We start from the raw sequence: 24,462 nt of genomic DNA on the forward strand, positions 1-24,462 counted from the left end.
TATAGTAGTATTATATTAATTAAGGATAAATATGAAATTAAAGATTACTTTTATATTATTAATTACTTTTTGCAAATTAAATTTTAGTTTTGCAGAAGAATCTAATATCATTAAAGTTGTATCTTGCCACAGTCCACCTTATTTCTTCTATGAAAATAATAAATTTAAAGGTTCTGAAGTTGAGTTACTAGCATTAATTTTTCGTGCCATGAAAGTTGAATATAGTTTTAGTATCACTGACTGTAATGATGCTGTCCAGAAAACTGAAGTAGGTTATTTTTCAGTATTACTTCATAATAGTATAAAAAAAAATGAAAGTTCTAACTTACTATCTAGCGATCCAATCTTTCAAATGAATCATGTTTTTTTCCGAAAAAAATTTGATTTTACTCAAAGTTTTTTGACAAAACTTACAATTGGTGTGCCTTCTGGATATTCAGACATAAGTTTAAAAAAAAATAAAAATTATAATCTTGTTCCAGTTTCAGGAAATAATAACTATCTAAATGCGCTTCTTAAGGTTTATTTCAATGAAATAGACTATTTTCTATGTGATCAAATTACTTGTGAGTACGTTATCGATAAATACAAAAATAAATTTCCAGAGCTAAATCGTATTGAAAGAAGAAGCACTCAGTTGTATGAAAAACTATCAAGAAACGCTTATTTTTCAAAAATAAGCTCTTTAAATAAAGAAAGATATTATGAATTTAATAGTATTTTGAAAAAAATTAAAAAAACATACAGTTACAAAAACATTGCAAATAAATATAATATTAGGAATAACTAAATGAAAAATATTGCTACTATTTTTCCAATGAGTATTTTTTTTCTATCATGCAGTACATCAAAAATGCATTTGGAAGCAAATATAGATTTAAACGCAAATAATAATTCTGCAATTCCAATTGACATTATTTTTATTTATGAAGAAAAAATTTTAGATGAATTTAAAAAAATGCCAGCTTCAACTTGGTTTTTAAAGAAAGATCAGTATACAAATGACTATGCAGTAAACAATTTAATTCAAGTAGTATCTTATGAAATAGTACCTGGTCAACACTTTGCTGTCTCTGATTTCAAACCAGACAAAACACCATTAATTACTATTTTGTATGCTAATTACTTAAATACAAATGATAATAGAATTATTTTATCAGACTATAGTAATATTCGCTTGAAAATGAAAGAATCATCTTTTTTATTAAGCCAATAATTTGTATTTAAAATTTGAACAATATTTGTTACTGTCCTCCTGGTAGCTCGAATTATGTTTTATCTGTGAGGTTTATATGTCTGAAAAAACTATATTTGAAAAAATTTTAACTGGAGAAATCCCTTGCAAACCAGTATATGAAGATGAGTTTACTCTCGCATTTCATGATATTTCCCCCCAAGCACCTGTTCATGTATTAGTTATCCCAAAAAGAAAAATTGTAAATGTCGCAACATCTAGTGAATCTGATATTGAACAAATGGGGAGAGTGCTCTTTGCTGCCAAAAAAGTTGCCGAAGTAACAGGCATAGATAAATCTGGCTACAGATTAATTATGAATAATGGTGAACATGGAGGACAAACTGTTTATTATATGCATTGCCATGTCATGGGTGGTCGTAGTTTAGCTTGGCCGCCGGGATAAAGAAATATGAAAAAAGTAGCATTTCTTTATAGTAAAGCAAAGCTACTTAAATAATATCCTGTTTTAAAGATTTAATCATTTAAATTTGCAAAGGTTTCTTCAATTTTTGTTAACTTAGAAGCTTTTGAGATGTTATACTCTGCTAATTTAATTTGTGCTTCAGTATAATTAGCACGAGTATTTTTAGCAGTTTGATTTATACTTAGATCATTTTTAAAAGTATTCAACATAGTAAGTATTGCAGCATAATTAATAGGTTGTTTATTTAATTCTTTATCTAACTCAGTATCAAAGTCTGTAAGCGCTTGTATTACAGCAGCATCAGTTACTGGATCTAAAGCAGTCTTAGCATTACTGTACTCTGATTCTTTATCTGAAAGAAGAAGTGCTGTTATTTTAGCGTCTATATCATCAGTTATAATTTTTATACTGTTTTCTTTGCCAATTTGTAGCAATTGATTTCTTTCGTCAGCAAGATTAGCTGCTGCTTCTTCAGTTGGAAGAGTAACTTTATTAAATTGGTATGTATTAACTTGATTAGATGTAGAAGAAATCATAGTGTACATAGTATAATTTTCATTATCAAATTCTGTGAAATCTGTAGGACAAACTTTAAGCTTAACGTTGGGACTTGTACCAGCAATGTGATTATTAAACTCAGTAGATGTTAAAGTAATACTATCACTTGTTTTTGCAATTACACAAAGCGCACCTGCTTGTAGTCCAGAAATTTTTAATTTAAAACCATCAACTTTTGTAAAATCTTTGGATCCTAAATTTCTTTGTGTTTTATAACTGTATTCAACAGTATAACCATTTCCTAAACCATTAGTGCCATTGCCAATTCCAACCCAAAGTAATTTTTTAGTTAATGCATTTTTATCTATTTCTTTTATTATGCTGTTTGCCACTGTTGGAGTAATTGCCTTATTGTCATCTTTAAAGAAGAGGTTTAAAGCTCCTTCTGCTTCTTTTTTAGCATTTAGGTACATTATTTCTAAATTATTTGAGCTATTTTTAAATTCACCAAAGTTATCTGAAAAACTTATAGTTTTATTAGCAGTTAAATTTAAACTCAATTCTTTACCAGCTGCAGCTTCCCATGTAATAGAATTTGTATCGTTACTTGAGTCAATAATTTTATTAATTTTAATTTCACAAGCTTTATCTGCAATTACTAGGAGTGTCGGATCTGCGCTATTTATTTTTAGGGGACGGAATTCTTTTTCAGATTCACATTTAACGGATCCTTCAATTGCTATTTTTTCACTTACTTGCCAATTTTGCCCTGTACGAAGTACAAAGTTTGTATTTATTTTCTTGGTTTCTGAATTTTTTTCCGCTGCTGTTGTCGTTTTATTATTTTTCCCACCACAGCTATATAAAGCTACAGATGTTAAACTTAAAGTTGCAACTAATATATTTTTAGCAAGCATTTTTTTCTCCTAAAGAATTAGCTTATTAATTCTGCAAATTGCAGTTATTTGAAAATAATATGTAGTAATATCTAAAAAATTAAGATTACCATAACTTTTTTCGTTTTTTTGTTTAAAACAAATAATTAATAAAAGTCAATTTTTTTAGAAATTATTTTTTAAATTTTTCTAATAGAAAAAATTTTTATTTTAATACGATTCGAAATTAAAAATATAAATAAAAAGTACTAATACACTAGGAAAGTTTATGTCTATTTTATTTTCACATTATAGAGATCTGTTAAAAATGCTTTTGATTTTTTTAATTCAATTATTTCAGGCAAATTTTCGTACTCTTTGGGAAACACAGCTTCTTTAAGTTGTTCTCCGAGAGCTATAACATTTAAACCGCCTTGAATAATCTCATATTTTTTAGGTTTTTGAATGTATTGAAAATCAAAAAAAATATGATTATCTTCGATAATTATATTTTTATAAATTCCAATTTCTTCGTCTAAAGAACTTTTTTTCAAAAAATTTAAAGTTAAGTCTATTTTTTTAATATCACTTCTTTCTATTTCTAGAAGCAATCTATTATTTTCTAAAATTTCCAATATTTTATGATAAAAATAAGCTCTAAAATACGCATTTTTACTATGAATTTTATTAATAATCCAATTAGAATCCTGTTTAGTTAAGCTAACATGTACTTTAGAAGCAGAAAAAATTTCCACTAGTACATCTGGTAGATGTAAGTGATTAAATTCAAGTTCATTTTTAATGTGGATTAATTTGCTGGGAAAAATTGTTTCTTTGGCTAATTTCTCTCTTTTTTTAGAAGAATAAGAGTCACTAGTTTGATCTTTTACCAGAATATTATTGTCACCAATTATAGGTAGGAAATCATTATACTCAATTACATTTTTGTTTTTTATACTTTTTGAATTAAGTAAATTTTTTGCACCTTTTTCGTTTTCAGAAATAACTTGCTTTGTATTTTTATTGTCAGTTTTTTCCACAATAGGTTTGCTTCTAGAAGGCAAGTTTCTTTTTTTTTCTTCTTTTCTTGTTGGAGTTAAAGGACTTTCAATTCTCTTTTTTTGTTCTTTAGAAGAAGCTATTACATCTTCAGAACTTTTTTTTTTCTATAATTGTAACCTTTATGGGAGGATTCAATAATTGTCGATAACTTTTAAAATTTGGTAAGTGAAAAGAATTATAAAAAATAATACCGCCAATAAGCATAAAATGTAAGAATACAGCTATAATAATTAACGAAATTTTCTTTTTTATCTGATTTTTTATACTCAGAAGAAACATTTAAGTTTATTTTCCATATGCTTGACCAAACGCTTGCAAAAATGCCTCAGCACTATGCTCTCCATTATATTGTTGCCCATTAATATAAATCAAAGGTGTCCCTTCAATTCCTAATTTATTTGCAAATCCAGCATCATCTTTTAACTTTTGTACTTCAACATGCGAATTCATACATTGCTCAAAAGCATTTGTATTTAGCCCCATTTCTCCTACATGCTTTTTTAAACCGTCAGAAGAAAAATTTTCGGCTCTTTGGGCATTATTCCATGTTTGTCCCTCAAATGCCCAAGTTTTAAATTCCCAAAATTTTCCCTGTTGTCCTGCACAACGCGCAGCTTCAGCGAGTGTACAGCTGTATGGATAAACTCCTTCATGCGAAATATGTGGATTACACTTGTTACTAAAAGGAAAAAACTTATAAACTATGACTACTTTTTCTAATCCAAAAGCATCTTGAGCTTTAGTCATACCTTCAGTTGCAATACGACAATGTGGACAACCAAAATCAGAGAAAACTTGCACAACCACTTTAGCTGAATCACTTCCCCTGCGATAATCTTCACCATTACCAACAAAATTTGTTTTATTAAAACTCATTAAATTATTCATTTGTTGCATATTGCCAGGATTGGAATTATTTACCGGAGCAGTTGAATTATTTACGGAAGAAGAAGTTTTATCTTTATCGGAGCTAGAAAAATAAGGTGCAATAATTGGCGCAAGAAGGCCAATTGCTAACGGAGGAAGCCCCAGGCATAAAGAGACAGCCATAAAACGAATAAAAGCATCATTCTTCGGACCAACTGGTGTATTTTTTACTTTAATATATTCAAAAACTTTCATTCCCGAATATAAAAGAACAGTAATATGAACAATAGAACAAGCAGGGCATACTAACTGCAATTTGAAATAAGAAATGTATGCTAAACAAATAACACTAATAAAACCTAAACCTGCCAACATTAATTCAAGTTGTGCTAACCATTTTTTTGTTACCTGTGTAAATTTTGGTAAAATTGCAGCTGAAAATAGGATTGCAAAAAAAGTCATTCCGTAAGCACCCAAAGGTATAGATGCTATTTCACCAAATGAGCTGCCAATCACTGCTGAACAACTTACAGTTGAATTAAAATCACAAAGCTGTTTTCCACTACTTTTTAAAGTAACTTGTAAATGCACAATTAATGAATACAAGGAAACAGAAAAACCAATAACACTCAGAATGATTGATGTTACATTTAATTTAGATGTGAAAATATTTTCTTGGTCAGTCGATTGCATAACCTTCCTTTTCAATTAGTAATTAGAATTATTTAGCTTACCTTTAATGATGTCATTACCACCACTTGTACCCAAACGAGTAGCTCCAGCTTGAACAAAAGCAAAAGCGTCATCGATAGAACGAACGCCACCACTTGCTTTTATTCCTACTACATTTCCAGTTTCTTGTTGATAAGCATTTAATGCATTTTTTATTACTTCAATATCTTGAAGGCTTGCGCCTCTTGAAGAAAAACCAGTTGAAGTTTTAATTACATGAATGCCGCATTTTGCCGCAATAAGAGTACATTTATAAATTTCTTCAGTAGACAATAAAGCTGTTTCTAAAATCACTTTAACTAACTTATCTTTTGCATTTTCAACTATCAATAAATATTCTTTTTCTAAAGAATTAAACTCACTATTTTTGACAAAAGTGTTATTTTGCACAAAATCGAATTCATCCACAGAATCCATTATACTTTTCATTTCTTCTACTTTTGCAGCAGTAGAGGTATATCCAAGCGGAAAACCTAAAACTGTGCATACTTTTACAACTGAATTTTTTAATTTTAGCTTGGCTTCTTTTGTATAACATGGAGGAACACAGACAGAACGAAATTTAGCAGAGAGAGCATCTTCACATAACTTATTTATTTCACTTTTAGTCGCAGAAGGCTTTAATAACGTTGAATCAATTAAATTAGCAAAATCAAGAGTATTAAATGATTCTTTAATTTTATTTTGCCAGTAAAAATCTTGTTCTAATTCAGAGTGTACAAATTTTATCATTTTTGCTGCTCCACATGACATATACCATCTCCACTGTAATCAACACAAAAATCTCTAGTAATAGCAAATGGGATTGAATTGTGAGTTCCTACCAAAAAATCGGGTAGATATTCATCCCCCCATGCCAGCCATCTTACGGTAAAAGCTTTTGTTTCCATAATATTTTCTTCAAAACTAGCTGAAAAAGGTTTTGATAAGTCTCCTCTATCCAGAACCCATCTCCTCCGCAATTTACCATTTACATACATTTCTACTACACTGGTAGAATTCCATTCAGGAATAAGTACTCTTAATCTAAATTTTTGCTGTACATAACTGGAAAACATACTGTCATTATCTAAAAGAGTAAGTGGTTCAAAGATACTAAAAGTAACTCCATTGCTAGCTTGAACATTTGTATATTTTAAAAATTCTGGTCGATAAACTAATCTGTTAATTTTTGTAAAAGCAGAAAAAGGCACTGCATTATGCGCAATATTTTTTTCCCCAGTACCACCCAAGGGTATCCCTAGAAAAGGTAAATTTTGGCTTTCATTTCGCAAGAAGGAAACGTTCGACGATAGCATTTTTCCAGAAACACCCAAATAAATTTTATTAAAATCAAAATGATTCATTTCATTCATTGAATTTAATTGACTGATTAAAAAATTATTAGAAAATGAAACATATTTGTTGTCTTGATTTTTTGCTATAAAGTTTAATTTTTTATTGACCTCTTGATCAAGATCGTTTTTTATTTCAAAATCTAAGTTAACATTATAAAAATTTGCTAATAATATTTTATTACTTGCAAACAACCAACTTAAAAAAACATTTGACTCCATTAATTGGATTGGAAAAATTGAGTTATCAAAAATATAACTATTACTTTCTTGTTCGGAATCAAGAAAATATTTATCCTCTCCCTCACAATTTAACTCAAAGATTTCGTTATCAGAAAGTTCGATTGTTTTTAAGCAAACTAATTTATTCTTGCGTAAAATTGCAAAAGTATACAAGGCTGGTTCTAATTGAATTTCAAAAGGTTTTTCTCCAATGAAAATTGAAGTTTTTTGATATTCATCGACATTCATCCTTTTGGTTTGAATGTTTCCTATTGAAAAAAGATCTCTAGCTATCTTTGAAGGGATTAACAAACTTCCAGCTTGAAAATTTTCTTCAATTTTTTTCAAATTTTCTTCTGAAAGTGTTCTTCCTAATCGAAGAATGTCACCATTTTTTATTCCATTTATTCCCTTCGGAACTATCTTTGCATAACTGCTATCAAAGAAAGGGACTTTAACATTTGTTAATTCCCCTTCGACTTGAAATTCTCGTCTTAAATCCCCATAGCCACTTGATATTACATATTTTTTAAGTGCAATAAAACAACTCGCTTTTCCTTCAGAATTCATTTTAACCATAGCAAATGGTTTTTTGCTTTCAGAACTCATTAAAAAAAATAGTTTTTTATAATTGTGATGTGGAAATAAACTATCTGATTCAAATTGAATTCGTTTAAGTTCACCTTTTGGTAAATTGCTTATTTCGGAGTCATCTACAATACGACAATTTCCTGGTTCAGGTGGTAAAATAGGGTTATTAGCTCCATTCCAATAGCCAATTAAAGAATCAGAGGGAAGGATAGACAGCCAGTTTTCATTTGGAAGAATAAATGGTGCCCAAACTAGCCCTTCTTCCTGAAATGGGTTTACATCGACATAACTGCTCATTATGAGAATGTTTTTATCGATAGAAGGGTTATAAGGATTGGAGTTTTGCTCAAAAAACTGAATTTCAGCTTCATTTACCGAGCGGCAAGAGCTAAAACTAAAAAAGAAAAGAAGGGTCAAAAAATGTAAGGATATGTATTTTTTAATTTTTTTACAAAAAGTATCATATATCATAGTTATTATTGATCCATATCAAAGAAATTTCTCCTGAAGTCATTTAGCTTTCTGTTTTCAGGCATGATTCGCCTAGACAATACATATCTTATAAATATTCCAATTTATATAAAATGAGGTCACTATGTTTTTACTTCGTCAACGCTCAATCACCCTAGCTAATGGACAAGAGTGTTCTACTACAAAAGAACACCAGCCTAGCCAAACTTCCGATCTTGCCAACGGGGAGAGATATGAGAATGGACAAAGAGTCAAAACACTTCCTCCAAGTGTGATTAAAGATATCGAGCAAAAAAACATTGCTAGACGTTTAGCTGGTTTATCCCCTATTCACGTACGCGTTCGTCGCTGCCTTACTTGTGGTTCCATGTTTGAATCAGCTGGCAACAGAACTTGCGGTTGTTCTAGTCGTACAGCAGGAACAATAGCAGGTAGAGAAATCATTTAATTTTTTTCCTTTATTTTCTAATTAAACTTCTTGTTAAATTAAAAGTGCAAGAAGTTTTTTTTTATGCCTCAATATTAGGTTTTCTTGACCATTTTCTGTAGTCCCAACACCATTGATTTGGATGTTGCCGAATTTGCTCTTCTATCCATTTTGTAAAATAGGCCATCTCAGAGGCGACTTCTGTTTCTCTCTCTTTTATTTTATCTTTGGCAAACAATTCTGCTGGAATTAAATACTCATCTTTTGCATATATTTGCTGATAATTTTCAAGAATATTTTTCTTTAAATGCGGGTTTTTTCCACTTTGCATTTTCAATCTTACTACTCCAGGCATAACACGGTAAGCAGCTGCATAAGCAATAACCATTCCTTGATTCATACACATTCTTAGTCCGGAGGTTGGAAATGCTGCATAGTCATTAAAAAACTGAATAAATAATCCGCCACTTTTCGGTTTTTGGTCAACCAGCATGCAAAATGAAGCTTTCCCTGATTGAATGAGCTTTTCCATTTTATGAAATAAGGATTTGTCCGTCATAACAACACCCATACCTGGGCGTACTCGATACCAGCTCAATAATTTATTTACCCATTGGAACTTTGCTGGCTGAGCTAAAGCATAAACTTTATTATGTTTTCCCTTTACTACTTCTTCTGTGACAGGTAAAGAATACATTTCTACATTTGCCATATGCGATAAAATATAAACAATTCCTTTTTCACTTAAAGCTGGATATTTTTTCTTTAATTCAGCATAAAAATCTTGATAAATAAAATTATCGCTAAATTCACATATATTTAAATTTAACTTTTGAAAAATAAAAGCTTCAATAAAGTAATATAAGTAATTTAAGTAGACCTGTGTTATTAATATATTCGATTTAAAACCTTTAATATTAAGCTGTTGTCTTAAATTTTGCTTTGCTGTTTGGGTAGGAAAGATAGGTAAAAAAGTGAGAAAGAAACTAATAAAACCAAAAAAAATATAGAGAGGTAAAAACAAAATGTTTAGCAATAAAAGGATGATATATTTAATTTTTTTCATAAATTTAAGCCTTACATAAAATTTTCCGATCACCATACTAAGCATTTTTTGCCTATTAAGGGAGAGATCAGTGGTTTTGCCAGTATATGATCGAACACCTTACAATGTCGAATATTATAAGGATGGGGTAAAAGAAACAATTCGCCGCGTTCCTCCCCCAAAATTACATGATATGGAAGAAGGAGATGAAGTCAAAATCATTCGCAAAAAAGGAGATGACTGGGATCAAGGTGATAGAGTAGATATCAAAGCAATTAATCCAAGACAAGCAAATACATTGACTATAGAAAAAGCAAATGGTGATTATACTTTTTTATCATATGATGATGTCGAATTAAAAGAAAAATCAGCCTTGCATTATATTAGGGAAGGAAGAGATCCTTTTGGAAGCCAATATTTACTTTGGCCTTAAAAAATATTGTGTCTCTTTTTAGCATAGTCTTGGTCTGTTTTAATCAATTTTTGATGCATTTCAGGTAAATAAGATGTTGGTAACGTAGGATAAAGATGATGTACCAAATGATAACAATCATTTCTAGGAAAAAATATAGCATTTAATAACGGAATAGAAAATATGTGATTTCTAGTTTTCTCTTCTTTTTCAATTTGATAATAAAGACCGCCATGGTCTAAATAGTCAGACAATATTTTACACATTTGATAAGATGTAAAAAAAGGAAGTAAAAGAAAAAGAAAGATTATTTTAAATCCAAAAAACAAACAGAGAAAAAAAATCATTATGAATGTAACACTATGAATGAAAAAATTTTTTTTCTCTGTATAATTTAACACGAATGAATTTTTAATAAGAAGAAACCAATTTTTAGGAGATAGTACAACCTTAAAAAGAGTTTTTAATGAAAATTTATTTTTACTACAAACACCAATAATTTGTCGAGAAATAAAATCTTTATCAAGATTTAAATCACCTAAATACTTATGATGCGAGTGATGATCTTTTAAATATCTATCAAAGCAAGAAAATTCAAGAGCAGATAATATTTTTCCTATATAATAATTTTGTTTCCTTGAAGAAACAAAATTAAAATGACTACACTCATGAATAATATTTCCAAGAGCACGCATTCTAGTGCCATTTAATATAATAAAAAATACTGAAAAAACAAGAAAAATAAAATTATTTTCAAATTGAAGAAAAAAACAAATAACAATCGGAATAAATAGAATTGTTATATGAAAAAAAATTGTGCTAAGTCCCCAAAATAAATTACCACAAGCGGATTTTTTTTTAAGTATATTGATGGAATTTTCAGTATTATTCATAAACTTTCTGCATTAAAAAAATAAACTCTATATTTATCATTACTATAGAATTTATATCAACGCTCCACATTTATCAATTTCTCTTGAAAATGCAATTGTATCTTCTCATTTTTTTACATTAATTTAAAATTATCTTTTTAAATTAATTACTTCTTCTAACATGGTATCAGTTGTAGTAACCGCTTTTGAGTTGGCTTGGAATCCTCTTTGGGTTAATATCATATCCACAAATTGTTGTGCCAAATCAACGTTTGATTCTTCCAAACTTGCTGAATAGATACTCCCCCTAGAGAGAGTTTGCGGAAGACCTATCCTCGCTTCACCAGCTTTTGGAGTTGCAATGTAGTTGTTACGCCCAATTTTTTGCAACCCATGAGTGTTTTGAAAGACAGCTAAAGCCACAGCCCCCAGTCTTCTTTCCAAACCATTCGTATAAGTACCTCTAATAATGCCATCTAAATCTATTTTAAGAGTTTTTAAATACCCTGCCTCATAACCATCTTGAGAGTGGAAAGCCACCCCAGATTTAGCAGCTAAACTCGTTGAACCTTGAGTCCCAACAATACCATCTTCATCAATAGTTGGACCAAAATTGAATTGAAGTTTTTGTGGTCTTGCCCCATTTACAAATTGGACATCAAAAGCATCTGTTTTATTTATATAATCTATTTGAATGGGTGTTCCAGCCTTGTTTTTAAAATTTAAAATAGGTTTCCCATCTTCATCAAATTCAACTACTCCTTCCGCAATAACCGCAGGTAAAACCTTTCCTTTTTCATTTACCGGAGGATTCATAGAGATCTCCTGGCCATCAACAGTTGCATACCAGTGCCATTCATTTTTTGTTGCGTCTGTAGTTCTGGTATAATAAATAACAGCTTGCCGCCCATAGCCAAAATTATCAAAAATGGTAACAGCACTGGCAAAATTTGAAGTATCTGCTGGACGTGATAAGTCAAAATCATCTACCGGAGGTCTTTCTCTCACATCCAAATTTGTAACTATATTTACGATATTAGTTGGTTTTGGTGGAATAATATTTGTTATGATCTGCATATCAGTCATTTTAACAGAAAGCCTGTTGTTACTATCAGGATCGGGCATGTAACCTTGTACTCGAGCACCAGTCGGATCTGTTAATTTTCCGTCTTTATCAAAGCGAAAGCTTCCTTGTCTGGTATAGAAAAGGCCATTTGACTCTTTGACCTCTGCCACATCGCTTTTAATCACAAAAAATCCATCACCTTGAACACTTAAATCTGTAATTTGTCCCGTATTCGTAACAGCACCTTGATTATATAATGTGGTTATATTCCTAAGCCTCGCACCACGGCCTAATTGGGATCTCTCATTTAAAGTAACAGCAAGCATGTCCTCGAATTCTGCTCTATCTGTTTTAAATGATTTTGTATTGGCGTTTGCAATATTATTTGCGACAACAGACATTCCATCAGCATTTGTTCCTAAGCCAGAAACCGCACTAAATAAGGCATAATTAATAGGCATATCAGCATTCCTTCAAAAATTATAATCTTAAAGTCCTAAGTTCTACCGTTTATCCCATTGACTGTGGGTGCACCTCCATATTTAGGGGCTGCCTTTGGTTCTTGATAATTTTCAACTGCTCTTTGCTTTGGAGGACTTGAAACATTACCAGTGCGTGTTGAAGCTTCTTTTGGCTCCGTAACTTTATTTTGATTTTTATATTCAGTTAAATTTAATTTTGGCTCAGAAAATACATCATTGGGATTTGTTTTTCCTGGCACAGCTTTATTTTTTCCAGTTCCATTATCATTTTCAAAAACTTTATTTTTTGCTCCCGCAAAATCGCTTTCAAAAACTTTATTTTCGTTACCTTGTGTTACAGAATTTAAATGATTTGCTTTAAATTCATCTATATTTTTGCTTGCAGCTGCATCAAATTTATCTTCATCAGGTTTGAATGCTGGTGTTAATTGCCCAGCATGCTCACCTATTTCTTGTAAATTTTTCACTGGTTCTTTTAATTGCGCACTAGATACTAATTGATTTTTTTGTGGCTTTGTCTGAATAGGAGCTGTTACTGGCTCAGGATTTCGAATTGCAATTATTTTCGCCGGATCAGCAGATCCAACATCTGTATCCAATTTTCCTCCAGCTAAAATATCCGTAATTCCTTCAACTTTAGCAATGTAAGAGGTTTTAGCAGTCATTGGTTTTCCATCTTCGGAAGAAGCTAAAATATTAAAAGTATATGTTCCGTTCGGTTGTTTTACACCTTTATCATTTGTTCCATCCCAATTTATTTTATTAACACCTGGCTGCAATGCACCCATTGGAATACTTTTTATAACTTTTGAATGCTCATCTCTTATTTCAGCAATGACATTTGCAGCTGCAGCTGGAAGTTCAAACTTAGCTAAATTAGCTTTACCATCACCGGTTAATTTTATATTGTTACCTTGTATCTCAATATCTTTTCCTAAATATTGAGAAAGTTTTTCAGCTTTTGCATCATTTTGCATTTTTTTCATTTCAGTGAGCACTTTATTAACACCCATTAATTGCTCAACTGTATTAAATTGAGCCATTTGTGAGGCCATTTCGTAATGTTCCATTGGTTTACTTGGATCTTGATATTTTAATTGCGTAACTAGTAAATTTAAGTAGTCGTCTCTTTCAAGTTTATTTTTTGCTAAATCTTGTTTTTTTCCAGTCACTTTTTCTAATTGTTTTCTGAATTCTCGATCGTTTTTTGTTTCTCCCAGACGGAAATCTCCACCCGCTTCATTTTTTTCCTTTTCAATTTCAGCTTGCCTGGCAAGATTTGATTCATAAATCATATTTTCAAAATTTGGAGCATCATCACCTTTTTCCATTTTTAGGCCAACAGATTTAGGTGGCTCAGGGGCTTTTTCAGGTATTTTAGCTACGCCTCTAGATTCTCCGATATACATAACTTTCTCCATTAACAAAAACTTACTGAAAAATTAACATATTTAAACAATAACTTTTATAGAACCATTTGCACCACGTTGTATATTTGTTGTGGAATTTTTTTCCATATTCTGAAAATTATTTATTTTATTATTGCCAATATTAGCTACTTTTACATTTTTAAATTCATCACCCAAATAAGCTGAGTAATTATTCCCATTATTATTCATAAATGAATTTGCTGAGTTTCCTGCAAAAGAATTTTGGTTTAAACTTTGCTGAAATGAAAATTCTTGCTGTTTATGATTACTGCTTTGTTGTTGGGAAAAATTCTGACTACTCATAGCGCCAAAAGTATTATGTACGGTCTTTGTTTCTAAAGAAGTTACCTTAAAATCTGTTAAAGAAATATTTTGACTATCTAGTGCTTTTTTCAGAGAATCAGAGTTATTTTCTAATACTGTTTTTAAATTGCTATCTGAAGCTTTAATTTCCATCGAAACACTATTATCTTTTTTCATTTGAATATTTAATTCAATGGTTCCTAATTTTTCATCTTGAATTTGCACTTTTGCAACTCCACCACCTCTAGCTTGTAATTGGTTTGAAAGATCTATTGCCCTTCTTGTTGCAGATGAAATCAGAGGATTTGAAAAGTCTGAATTACTTTTATCTGAAACGACTATGGGAACATTTACTTGTGATGACATGGTTTTTTCAAAAACACTTGGCTTGTCATCTAATTTTATAGTTTCTTTATTTTGTTTAGATTCACCTGTATTTTGCTCAAAATCCGAAAACTGTAAAGATGCTTCTTGTTTATCAAATTTATTTACTAATGGTTGTATTTTTTGTTTCTCCATTAGAGGTATAATATCTTCCATTTTATTAATTTTTAATGCATTTTTTTTGTCCAAATTTTCAACAAAAACTTTTTGACTCCCCATTATATTTACAGGTTCATCATTTTTTTTACTTTCCTCTCCTTTATTTATAATCATATTTAATTTACTTATATTTTCAATATTTTCTAATTTATCTATTTTTATAGGATAAATTTTTGCTTTCTCAGGAACATCTCGAAATGGTATATCTAAATTATTATTACTAAATTCTTCAATAATATTGTCTTCTTTTGGAGAATTAAATGAATCAAAACTTAGCAATTTTTTAATTCCATCTAGTAAAGAATTTTTTTCAATTATTTTTGATGGAATTTCCTTAATTTTATCATTAAAAATTTCATTACTAGAAAAATTTTTCACGAAAACAGGTAGAGAAAATGTTTCATTTTTTTCATTCTTAAAAGCAGTTGGCTTATTTTCTGAAGTATTTTCACTATTGATAAATTCAATTTTATTTCCATCTATTAAAAATGAATTTTTGTCATTGTTTTTCGTCAAAATTGTTCCTAGAAAAATTTTCTCACCATTTTCATCTTTACTTCCAATATTTTTTTCACTCTTTAATATAAAAAATCCTTCCACTATATTTTTTTTGTCATTTTTAAATGGCAGTAACTCAATCCCATTCTCAAGTTTGATTAGATCATTTTTATACTCTTCTTTAATTTGAATTTTTGTATCAAATTGTTCAGGAATTTTTTCTTTTTCAATTGGAGCTAAATTACTACTAAATTCTATTTGAATATTTTTCGGAATTAATTGTTCATTATTACTAAGTAAAACATTATTTGGGAAATTTTTCTCCATTTCTTTCATACTATTTAAAGATAATAAATTTTTTATCTCCATAGTTTTTAAATTATCAAAATTATTATTTAAAATTTGATTATTTCCGATATTAAAAATATTTTTTAAGACTTCATTTTTATTACTACTTAATTCTTGAAAATTAATTTTATTATCGAATAAATTATTCTTAAATTTTCCATTTTCGTCAGGAAAATTTAATTGCATATTGTTTTGATTTAAATCCATTATTTTTGGCTCAAAATAATCTGCATAGGGTATATAAATACTACTAAAATCAAAGTTTTTATTATTTTTCTCATTCAATTCATTACTTATCTTATTATTTAATTGCAAAAAAGTAGGATTATTTTTTTGGTTTTCTAAGATACTATCTCCTTTTTGATTATCTAAAAAAAGATCCTCCCTAGAATTACTTTGAATTTGAGTTGGGATATTTAGAAAGTTATTTAGTAAGTAATTTGGTTCAAAGTCTTTAACAACACTATTTTTCTTACTTTCTTTACTAGAATGCTCGAAAGAGTTTGGTTCACTATCATTTTCTATTTTTTTATTGTTCAATAATTTTTGAAAAGATGTTTCTTTTTCATGTTCTACAGGAAGGGATTCTTTAGCAAACTTATTGGTATCTTTTGCAAACCTATTTGTTTCTTTTGAGTTTTTCGCGGAGTCATACTTTGTTCCAGTAGAAAAATTATCCTCAATTTCATTTTTGGGACTGTTTGTTGCCCCGAAAGTAATGAGTTGGGTAGATTTGGGAGTATTTTGGATCATATCCTCTTCCCTCTTTTTAAAACTTTATCTTCATGATTTAAAGTAGCGAAGAATTCCAAAAAACTTTAGTCCCGAACTTGCCGTTTAAAAAAGTTGTGGCTTAGGTAAGAAGCAATGGAAATGTCAGAGCTTTTTTGGGCAAAATAGACCAATCCAATTCCTTCTTATTTTTTTTATTCAGTAATTTCAATATATTAATAAATATTCGTTTTTTTTCCTGGATTTTAATTCCTAGTATTTTTTCCCCTACCTGCTAGGATTTCTAAGAAAAAAAAGGATTGACTTTGACACCAAGCTTTTTTATTGTCACCCACTTGCCAAAGGCAGTGATGTGAGCCAACTTTACGCCAAATAAAGCGGCTCTTTTAAGAACAAACGGCTACATACTAGGAAAGGTTTCGTATGCCAACCATTAACCAGCTTGTTGCTAGCGGTCGTAAGCCAAATCCTTACCGCAGCAAATCTCCAGCACTTAAAGAGTGCCCACAACGTCGTGGCGTTTGTACACGCGTTTACACTACTACACCTAAAAAGCCGAACTCTGCGATTCGTAAAGTTGCAAAGGTACGCTTAACTACTGGTATCGAAGTTATTTCGTATATCCCTGGTGAAGGTCACAACCTTCAAGAGCACTCTGTTGTTCTTGTTCGTGGTGGTCGTGTAAAAGACTTACCTGGTGTTCGTTATCACATTGTACGCGGAGCTCTTGACACTACTGGTGTTGCAAAGCGTCGTCAATCTCGTTCTCTTTATGGCGCAAAACGTCCTAAAGGTGGTGCTGCAGCTGCAGAACCAGCAAAAAAAGGTAAGAAATAATTAAGTAATTTTATTACTTAAAAAAGGAGAGATCCCCTACTCCCTGCCTGCAATAGGGCAAACTTAGCGGACAGAGACTTGGCAAAATGAATTGCAAGTTTTTGAGTAAAGGTTTTTGAAACTTTGAAGTTTCTCTTATTAAAAAGGAATCTAAACTATGGCACGTAGACGTCGCCCTATAAAACGTGAAGTACTACCAGATCCAGTATTTGGCGATATTTTAGTAACAAAATTCATCAACTGTATGATGGAAGATGGTAAAAAAAGTGCTGCAGAAAAAATTTTTTACGGTGCAATTGAAATCGTAAGCCAAAAAACTCAAGGCGAAGAAGCAATTGCAGTGTTCAAACGCGCTCTTGAAAATCTTAAACCACAAGTTGAAGTAAGAACACGCCGTGTTGGTGGTTCTAACTACCAAATTCCAGTAGAAGTACGTCCAGAACGCAGACAAGCTCTTGCACTTCGTTGGCTTATTTCCTATTCTCGTTTGAGAAATGAAAAATCCATGCGTGACAAATTAGCTGCTGAAATTGTAGATGCTGCTAACCGTCGTGGCGCTGCTATCAAGAAACGTGAAGATGTTCACAAAATGGCAGAAGCAAACAAAGCTTTCGCTCACTATCGTTTCTAATTTTAACATTCTGCGTCAGTTTGTTTTTACATCTTTTTTTGGCAAAAAGGCTCACAAATTTTTTGTGAGCCTTTTTTATTTAAATAAATTCTATTAAAATGAAAAGGCTTGATCATAAATGGGAGAATTGCATGAAATTAAAAAATTTATGTTTTCTTATTCTTTTACTATTATCCCAACTAAGCTTTGCTGAAGAAAAAAAGAATTTTGGAAAGATATACGCTCGTGCTGATCTCTGGTGCCCCTTTAACTGTAAACATAATGATGAAAATCCTGGATATCTCGTAGAAATATTGCAAAAAGCATTTGGAAAAGAAAATATAAAATATGAAACAATGAATTGGGCCAGAGCAATAAGTGAAACAAGAAGTGGAACTTACGATCTTATTATAGCTGCATCAAAAGATGATGCTCCTGACTTTCCATTATCAATTCAAATAGGAAAAAGCAGAAACTGTTTTTTTGCTCTTGAAAAGAGAAATATAAAGTTTGTTGATTTAAAATCCCTAGAAAAATTAAAATTAGGTGTTGCAAAAGATTATTCTTATTACAAAGAGTTAGATGAATATATTGCCAAAAATAAAGAAAATGAAAATAAAATTAATGAATCATTTGGTGATATTGTATTAGAAAAATTTATCACTAAATTAACACAACAAGAAATTGATGCTTTTGTTGAAGATCCCGTAGTGGTCAAATATTTTTTAAAACAAAATCAAGATATCACTGTACAGATAAAAACAATTGGTTGCGGAAACACCACTGATCTTTATTTTGGATTTGCTCCGAACAAAAAAGAATCAACAGAAAGAATTTTGCAAGTTAATAAAACAGTAAAAGAAATGATAAAAAGTGGAGAAATGGAAAAATTAGTAAAAAAATATGGGATTTTAAAGTGGTATTAAGTTGCAATAGTTATGAAATTACAAAGAAAAAGTTGAAGATAAAAAATATCTTCAACTTAAAATTTTATGCCGCTTCTTTTTGACTTTCATCTTTCAGTTTTTGTTTATAGTTTTTCACTAAACTTACAACAATATTAACTATAGCAAGGACAATAATTACTGGATAAAAGAATTCCAATATAGGTGCCATAAATGCCATAATTCCAGTAAAATCTGTTAATGCTATTACATACGTAACAGCTAGACATAAAAGAAGCGTAAGCGTTCTTCTTCCATTTAATGGTTTGATCTTACTTTTCAAAAAATCTACTGAAACTGACGTAAGAGCAACAGCAGTTGTTAAGCATGAAACAACTAAAGTAAAAGAAATTAAATAATCAGAGGCCTCACCTAATGCTATTCGTGCAATATTAGGTAATATTTGAGGGCCTGGCAAATGCGAAACTTGACTAGAATAGGCAGCCCCTAAATAAACAAGCGCTATATAAACTAACATTAAAAGAAACATTCCCAAAGACATGGCAAGTAAAGTTGATTTATAAGGAATTTTATCGCTGTTTTCTGGTTTAAAGTAATAAACTAAGCTCACACCAAAGAAAATAGCAGCCATTAAGTCCATAGTATTGTAACCTTCAAAAAACCCTGCTTTGAAGGCATTTAAAGGAGTTGTTTGACTTGTTGCTATTAAAACTTCACTCGATGAAGTAGCAAAGTATAAAGAGCCCCCAATCACTAAGGCCAAAGCTCCTAGCTTAAAAGGAGTAAAATATTTCCCAATAATATCAACAATTTTTCTATCACTAATGGTAGCTAATAATATTACCCCAACGCAACACAAAGCAAAAATCCAAAGGGGAGTGCTTGGAGCAAAGGATTGCCAAGCTCCGTATCCCACTGTAATGCAACGCGGAACAACACCAAATGGGCCAATCAACAAAAGAATCAGAAAAGGTAAAATCCATGCACCTTTTTTGCCAAACCATCTAAAAAAGGCATCTTGTGAGCCTTTTAAAAAAGTTAAAGCGACCAAACCAAGCAAAGGAACCACGACACCGGTAATGGATAAGCCCACAGCTGAAAAAATCCAGTTGGATTGTGTGTCACTACCCATTTTTAAAGGAAATACAAGATTTCCTGAGCCGAAAAACATAGCAAAAGCGGCAAAACCAGCTATTAATACCTTCCATGTCGGAACGGTGGCGGTCCCCTGATTTAACATAAAGTATGAGCTCCTTAGATTGGACGACTAATCAAAACAGAAGATGATAAAACCTTGTTAAACAATAAAAGTCAACAAATAATATAATGAACTTTATATTAAGCAATAAATTATTTAATAATTTTAATAATTTGATTTTAATTAACTGTTACTTATAAATTTTAGCAATAATTCATTAAATTTTTTCGGATATTCGAATTGTGGCAAATGTCCGCAGGAATCAAAAATTGATAATTGAGAATTTTTTATTAATTTATGAGCTTTTATAGCATGACTAACATAAATTATAATATCATTTTTACCCCAAATGATTAAAACAGGAGCCCTTATTTTTTCTGCGTCTTTCGCAATACTTCGTACAATTCTTCTTCTAAAACCAAAAATATTGATAGCTGCTCGACAAACATTTAAAAGGGTTTTGCCCATTTCAGGGTGTAATGAATAAGTATATAATTTATTTGCAAGTCCACTTAAATCTAAATTTTGATGGTATACATTTCTTCTTAAGGCACTGAAAAGACCTCTTTTATTTGGCCGAATAAAGAACTCACCCACAAAAGGCAAAGAGAAAATTCTGAAATGGATTGGAATTTTTCTTGAAAATCCAGCGCTTGAAATTAAAGTCAAGGAATGAACTTTATCTGGATTTAACTCGCAAAATCGTGTGGCAATGAGTCCACCCATAGAGTGCCCTACAAGATGAACTTTATCTATGCCTAGTGCAATTAAAAAATCAGAAACAAATTGCGGATAAACCTCTACTTTTTGTTTCTTTTTAGGTTTATCAGTCAGTCCAAAACCTAATAAATCAAGTGCAACTACAGTATAATGCTTTGATAATTCAGAAATATTATGTTCCCAAATCTCTATTGAAAAAGCAAAACCATGCAAAAGTAATAAAACAGTCTTTTCTTCACCAATTTTCCAATACCTTGTATTATAGCCGTTAATAAGAATATAACGATCATTCATGGTACTCATGTGACTCCCCTCAGCGAACTTTCAGGACCTTTGTCACAAAAGACTACATGAAATCTTCTTGAACTCCTAAACCTGGATAAGGTTGGCTTCGTTCTGATAAGGTGTATTTACGAATAAAGGTGAAGCATCAAATCCTAAGGCTAAAATTCTATCTGCCACGGATAAATCTAAATAAGGTAACCATGCCTGAGGGGCATTTTTTGTAGTTATACCGTAACGCAAAGGAAACAAAGCTGTAGGATGCAACTGAGGTTTTGAAGGAGGTCTTTGTAACTTAATTCCCAGCTCCTCAATTGTCTTCGATCCTTTTTTCATATTACAAGTTTTACAAGCAGTAACTATATTTTCCCAAGTAGTTTTTCCGCCTTTGGCAGATGGTAACAGATGATCAAGAGTTAAAGTGGAAGCTCCCCCTTGACTCATACAATATTGGCAACGAAAACCATCTCTTAAGTAAACATTCTGCCGAGAAAAACGGGGACCATTTAAGCGTTTTGTTCTTGGGCGGCAACCATTCAATCGAACAATCCAAGGGACTTTCCAGGTTTTTGCAACACCTTGAATCTGTCTCTCTGAATCCATGATAGAAGTAACACGCCCTGCATAAAGCAAAACAAAACCGAGTTCCATAGTTACAATCTTTACAGGTTCATATCTTGAATCAAGAACAAGCACTTTTCTTTCAAAACTGCCCATAATACTTCCTGGTTACTGATAAATTCATCAGGCGCGCCACTTCCCAATCAATTATTTTATAAATTGATGACAAAACGTCTCATTATGTTTTTCTGTTCTAACGAATATCTTATCGGTCGGAAAGTAACAAATCAATAGTGTTTCAGGTCAAAATTATTTACTATGCGTAGGATCAGTCGTAGATAAAATGATATAAAGTCCAGCAACTACTAAAAGTATTAAGAAAAAAACCACAAAGCCTAATAATATAGCTTTTCTCAGATCCTTTGATTGTTTTTTTTTGGTATAAATTTTCCAAAGTTGCTTAGTCTCATCGCCACTACTTAATGCAATTGGAGTTGTTTTATTTTCTGTGTGCAGCAATTTATTTTTATTATTTTCCATCTTTTTTTTCTCCAGAATACATCCAATCAAATTCAGGCCAATGCCGAAGTAAAATAGTTTCTTCCTGAGTAAGGAAAAGACAGTTCAATTGTTGGTAAAAATCGGAAAAAGAAGTTGTTCTTAGCAATTGAGGTTGCAAAAACGGTTCTCCTAAACCACTACGCAAAGAATTCCATATCATTTTGACCTTTGCAAAGCTCTGTCTGTCAATCACTATATCTTGTGGGGGAATAAATGATCCATAATATGCTATAACCAATTTTGCATAATATTGCTCCCAAGCAGAAAAATCATTGAAACATGTTTCAGAAAATAATCCGTTTTTTGCTTCTGATAAAAATCTTTCAGGATCCTTTTGAAAAAAATCTTGCATTACAGCATAACTAGCAAGAGCTAAACTCAATACTCCAAAAGTAACAGTAACTTTTTTTCCTGAACTTAACTCCTGAAATATCCAAGGATTACGCAACGCTCCTCGACCAATAATTAACTTTCTAACATCATGACATTGTTGGTAAAAATTTTGAAAAGACTCAAGATCAAGAACGTCCCCAGATCCTACTACAGGAAAGGAACAAACTTTTGTAGATAAAGAAACAAGTTCCCAGCGCGAATGGGAAGTATATTTTTCCGCACGAGTTCTTGCATGCAAAGTAAGTTGAGCCAACCTCCGAGCAGCGATAACCTCTAGCAATTGAGGAAATTCTGAATGCTGATGAAAACCAGAGCGCATTTTTATACTAAAGCGATTAGCTCCAATTCTATCTTCTAATTCTTTAGTAAATTTATCAAAAATTTCAGGAGTTTGTAATAAGCTACTGCCAGCATGACTACCAACCACTTTCGGAGATGGACAACCGCAGTTGATATCAACAAAACTTGTAACTTGTAGCAGCGGTGAAGCAATTCTTTCTAAATCTTCTGGCGAATTTCCCATCAATTGCGGAATTAGAGAATAAGGAACAACGTCTTTTAGGTCAAAAATTTCTGCTGCATACGTTGAAGGTACGCGTTTCCAAGGGTAATCTTTAGTGACTCGCAAAAAAGGCGTCATAGCAAAGGCTGGGCGAGAAACTACTGAAAACCATAGTCTTGTCGCTATGCAAGTCACACCTTCCATAGGAGCAAGTCCAATTTGGATATTTCTGTAGGTCGAATTTGTTAAATGGTTTGGCACGTGTTTTCCTTTTTTGCTTACTTTCCAGCCCAAAGTGCTGCTCGAGAGTTTGTATATTTTAAATTAGATTTGGCTTCAACTAGAAAGAAACAGGCATAAACGTATGGAAAATTTGCAGTCACATGAACGGATTGGTTTAACTGGTGCCTCAAGCTTTTTAACTGGCTTAGTGTTAAAGCGGTTAGCATCTTTAGCAAGCATAAAAGAAATTCATATTTTTGATATCAAGCCTCCTACAGTAACATCAACAAAATTCATCTTTCATAGAGTAGATCTTACCAAGGATGAGGCAAGTGAAAATATAGCTGCTGTATTAATAGAAAATAAGGTTACAGCATTTATCCATGGAGCACTTTTTTCTGGACCCACTAGAAGAAAATCATATCATCATGAAGTAGAATCTATCGGGACGTTTCATGTTTTAAATGCAATGGCAGAAGCTAAAATAAAAAAACTAGTTGTACACGGGGCAACATTTGTCTACGGAGCGCATCCTAAAAATCCAAATTTTATTCATGAAGATTATTCTCTCATTTCACAAGGTCCGCATTTTGTTAGAACTCGTGTTGACGTTGAAAACCAAATTCAAGATTTCATTTATAATTATCCAGAATGCGCCGTAACTATTTTAAGATTTGCGCCAATTCTAGGACCTAATTCAACCAATATTCGTGCGCGTTACTTTTTTGCAGGTATTATTCCAAAAGTTTTAGGTTACGATCCTCTTGTGCAATTTATCCATGAAGATGATGCTGTGCGAGCACAATTAGCCGCTTTATCTGCAAATATATCCGGTGTATTTAATATTGTTGGAAGAGGTGTACTTCCTTTAAGTACAGGAGTGCATATGTCTGGTAAAATTCCTGTACCCTTTATTTCACCTATGTGCCGTTCGTTTTTTGCAGCTGGTTATGCTTCGCGTATTTGGGAACTTCCAGCAGAAATTGTCCCATTTTTCCAATATATTTGTGTTGCAGATGGAAAAAAAGCTGCAGATCTCCTTGGATTTATTCCTAAATACTCCAGTAGACAAGCGCTAAAATCAATGATTGAAGCAAATCGCTTAAGAAAAATAGGTTTCTCAATGCCATCTTCTTCATTAGGTGAAGATGTAGCTTATGCTACTTCGCAAGGGTTTCAACAAATTTTCTAAGGATAAAA

General features: G+C 31.5%; 24 protein-coding genes. 9 read left to right on the top strand and 15 right to left on the bottom strand.

The annotated features are described in order from the left end of the window. Positions 1–31: 31 nt before the first annotated feature. From QEJ31_RS01800 to QEJ31_RS01810, 3 genes are all read left to right on the top strand, one after another. Positions 32–790 (top strand): transporter substrate-binding domain-containing protein, encoded by a 759-nt coding sequence (locus QEJ31_RS01800; RefSeq protein WP_280592078.1) that lies wholly within the window; start codon positions 32–34, stop codon positions 788–790. Beyond that, positions 791–1,216: a hypothetical protein gene (locus QEJ31_RS01805; RefSeq protein ID WP_280592079.1), complete on the top strand. Its 426-nt coding sequence runs from the start codon at positions 791–793 to the stop codon at positions 1,214–1,216. A 76-nt stretch (positions 1,217–1,292) separates the two neighbouring features. Then, positions 1,293–1,640 (top strand): histidine triad nucleotide-binding protein, encoded by a 348-nt coding sequence (locus QEJ31_RS01810; RefSeq protein WP_280592080.1) that lies wholly within the window; start codon positions 1,293–1,295, stop codon positions 1,638–1,640. A gap of 71 nt (positions 1,641–1,711) precedes the next feature. Here QEJ31_RS01810 and QEJ31_RS01815 read toward each other — a convergent pair whose 3' ends face one another. The 5 genes from QEJ31_RS01815 to QEJ31_RS01835 all read right to left on the bottom strand — a co-directional run bounded on the left by QEJ31_RS01815 (position 1,712) and on the right by QEJ31_RS01835 (position 8,313). Then, positions 1,712–3,076 carry a hypothetical protein gene (locus QEJ31_RS01815; RefSeq protein WP_280592081.1) on the bottom strand — a complete coding sequence of 455 codons (1,365 nt, stop codon included), beginning with the start codon at positions 3,074–3,076 and terminating at the stop codon, positions 1,712–1,714. Positions 3,077–3,327: 251 nt separating this feature from the next. After that, positions 3,328–4,074 (bottom strand): hypothetical protein, encoded by a 747-nt coding sequence (locus tag QEJ31_RS01820; protein ID WP_280592082.1) that lies wholly within the window; start codon positions 4,072–4,074, stop codon positions 3,328–3,330. Positions 4,075–4,381: 307 nt separating this feature from the next. Beyond that, on the bottom strand, positions 4,382–5,656 hold the full coding sequence (locus QEJ31_RS01825; protein WP_280592083.1) for a vitamin K epoxide reductase family protein: 1,275 nt from the start codon (positions 5,654–5,656) through the stop codon (positions 4,382–4,384). 15 nt (positions 5,657–5,671) lie between these two features. Then, positions 5,672–6,427, bottom strand: coding sequence for a deoxyribose-phosphate aldolase (gene deoC / locus QEJ31_RS01830; protein ID WP_280592084.1), 756 nt, complete (start codon positions 6,425–6,427; stop codon positions 5,672–5,674). Then, positions 6,424–8,313: a hypothetical protein gene (locus QEJ31_RS01835; protein ID WP_280592085.1), complete on the bottom strand. Its 1,890-nt coding sequence runs from the start codon at positions 8,311–8,313 to the stop codon at positions 6,424–6,426. Before QEJ31_RS01835 ends, deoC begins: the two co-directional genes overlap by 4 nt. A 124-nt stretch (positions 8,314–8,437) precedes the next feature. Here QEJ31_RS01835 and QEJ31_RS01840 point away from each other — a divergent pair, with 124 nt between their 5' ends. Beyond that, positions 8,438–8,761: a hypothetical protein gene (locus QEJ31_RS01840; RefSeq protein ID WP_280592086.1), complete on the top strand. Its 324-nt coding sequence runs from the start codon at positions 8,438–8,440 to the stop codon at positions 8,759–8,761. A 61-nt stretch (positions 8,762–8,822) separates the two neighbouring features. Here the strand turns inward: QEJ31_RS01840 and QEJ31_RS01845 are convergent, their stop codons facing one another. Then, the gene (locus QEJ31_RS01845) at positions 8,823–9,806 is read right to left on the bottom strand and encodes a hypothetical protein (protein WP_280592087.1); all 984 of its coding nucleotides are present in this window, start codon (positions 9,804–9,806) and stop codon (positions 8,823–8,825) included. Positions 9,807–9,876: 70 nt separating this feature from the next. On the opposite strand from QEJ31_RS01845, the gene QEJ31_RS01850 reads away from it, so the two are divergent. Continuing rightward, a complete protein-coding gene (locus QEJ31_RS01850) occupies positions 9,877–10,218 on the top strand; it encodes a hypothetical protein (RefSeq protein ID WP_280592088.1) in 342 nt (113 codons plus the stop codon). Here QEJ31_RS01850 and QEJ31_RS01855 read toward each other — a convergent pair. The 4 genes from QEJ31_RS01855 to QEJ31_RS01870 all read right to left on the bottom strand — a co-directional run bounded on the left by QEJ31_RS01855 (position 10,215) and on the right by QEJ31_RS01870 (position 16,492). Then, positions 10,215–11,090 (bottom strand): fatty acid desaturase, encoded by an 876-nt coding sequence (locus QEJ31_RS01855; protein WP_280592089.1) that lies wholly within the window; start codon positions 11,088–11,090, stop codon positions 10,215–10,217. The genes QEJ31_RS01850 and QEJ31_RS01855 overlap by 4 nt on opposite strands. A gap of 129 nt (positions 11,091–11,219) precedes the next feature. Further along, positions 11,220–12,596 (bottom strand): flagellar hook protein FlgE, encoded by a 1,377-nt coding sequence (locus QEJ31_RS01860; RefSeq protein WP_280592090.1) that lies wholly within the window; start codon positions 12,594–12,596, stop codon positions 11,220–11,222. Between the two features lie 35 nt (positions 12,597–12,631). Beyond that, positions 12,632–14,026 carry a flagellar hook capping FlgD N-terminal domain-containing protein gene (locus tag QEJ31_RS01865; RefSeq protein WP_280592091.1) on the bottom strand — a complete coding sequence of 465 codons (1,395 nt, stop codon included), beginning with the start codon at positions 14,024–14,026 and terminating at the stop codon, positions 12,632–12,634. A 42-nt stretch (positions 14,027–14,068) separates the two neighbouring features. Next, positions 14,069–16,492, bottom strand: a complete 2,424-nt coding sequence (locus QEJ31_RS01870; protein ID WP_280592092.1) for a flagellar hook-length control protein FliK — start codon at positions 16,490–16,492, stop codon at positions 14,069–14,071. Positions 16,493–16,894: 402 nt separating this feature from the next. Between QEJ31_RS01870 and rpsL the strand changes: the two genes are divergently transcribed. From rpsL to QEJ31_RS01885, 3 genes are all read left to right on the top strand, one after another. Beyond that, on the top strand, positions 16,895–17,308 hold the full coding sequence (rpsL, locus tag QEJ31_RS01875) for a 30S ribosomal protein S12 (protein ID WP_148698002.1): 414 nt from the start codon (positions 16,895–16,897) through the stop codon (positions 17,306–17,308). A 157-nt stretch (positions 17,309–17,465) separates the two neighbouring features. Next, the gene (gene rpsG / locus QEJ31_RS01880; protein WP_158998506.1) at positions 17,466–17,939 is read left to right on the top strand and encodes a 30S ribosomal protein S7; all 474 of its coding nucleotides are present in this window, start codon (positions 17,466–17,468) and stop codon (positions 17,937–17,939) included. Positions 17,940–18,070: 131 nt separating this feature from the next. Continuing rightward, complete coding sequence (locus tag QEJ31_RS01885) at positions 18,071–18,844, top strand: ABC transporter substrate-binding protein (protein WP_280592095.1); 774 nt, start codon at positions 18,071–18,073, stop codon at positions 18,842–18,844. A gap of 64 nt (positions 18,845–18,908) precedes the next feature. Here the strand turns inward: QEJ31_RS01885 and QEJ31_RS01890 are convergent, their stop codons facing one another. The 5 genes from QEJ31_RS01890 to QEJ31_RS01910 form a co-directional block, all read right to left on the bottom strand. Then, positions 18,909–20,063 carry a branched-chain amino acid transport system II carrier protein gene (locus QEJ31_RS01890; protein WP_280592096.1) on the bottom strand — a complete coding sequence of 385 codons (1,155 nt, stop codon included), beginning with the start codon at positions 20,061–20,063 and terminating at the stop codon, positions 18,909–18,911. Positions 20,064–20,204: 141 nt separating this feature from the next. Then, on the bottom strand, positions 20,205–21,044 hold the full coding sequence (locus QEJ31_RS01895; RefSeq protein ID WP_280592097.1) for an alpha/beta fold hydrolase: 840 nt from the start codon (positions 21,042–21,044) through the stop codon (positions 20,205–20,207). 66 nt (positions 21,045–21,110) lie between these two features. Beyond that, positions 21,111–21,740 (bottom strand): HNH endonuclease, encoded by a 630-nt coding sequence (locus tag QEJ31_RS01900; protein WP_280592098.1) that lies wholly within the window; start codon positions 21,738–21,740, stop codon positions 21,111–21,113. 153 nt (positions 21,741–21,893) lie between these two features. Beyond that, entirely contained in the window at positions 21,894–22,124 is a 231-nt protein-coding gene (locus tag QEJ31_RS01905; RefSeq protein ID WP_280592099.1) for a hypothetical protein, read from the bottom strand. Continuing rightward, positions 22,114–23,301 (bottom strand): tRNA-dihydrouridine synthase family protein, encoded by a 1,188-nt coding sequence (locus tag QEJ31_RS01910; protein ID WP_280592100.1) that lies wholly within the window; start codon positions 23,299–23,301, stop codon positions 22,114–22,116. The genes QEJ31_RS01905 and QEJ31_RS01910 overlap by 11 nt, the downstream gene beginning before the upstream one ends. Positions 23,302–23,404: 103 nt before the next feature. On the opposite strand from QEJ31_RS01910, the gene QEJ31_RS01915 reads away from it, so the two are divergent. Next, entirely contained in the window at positions 23,405–24,454 is a 1,050-nt protein-coding gene (locus QEJ31_RS01915; RefSeq protein ID WP_280592101.1) for an NAD-dependent epimerase/dehydratase family protein, read from the top strand. The last annotated feature ends 8 nt before the right edge of the window (positions 24,455–24,462 follow it).

This window comes from Pigmentibacter sp. JX0631, from assembly GCF_029873255.1.
Classification (GTDB): domain Bacteria; phylum Bdellovibrionota_B; class Oligoflexia; order Silvanigrellales; family Silvanigrellaceae; genus Silvanigrella.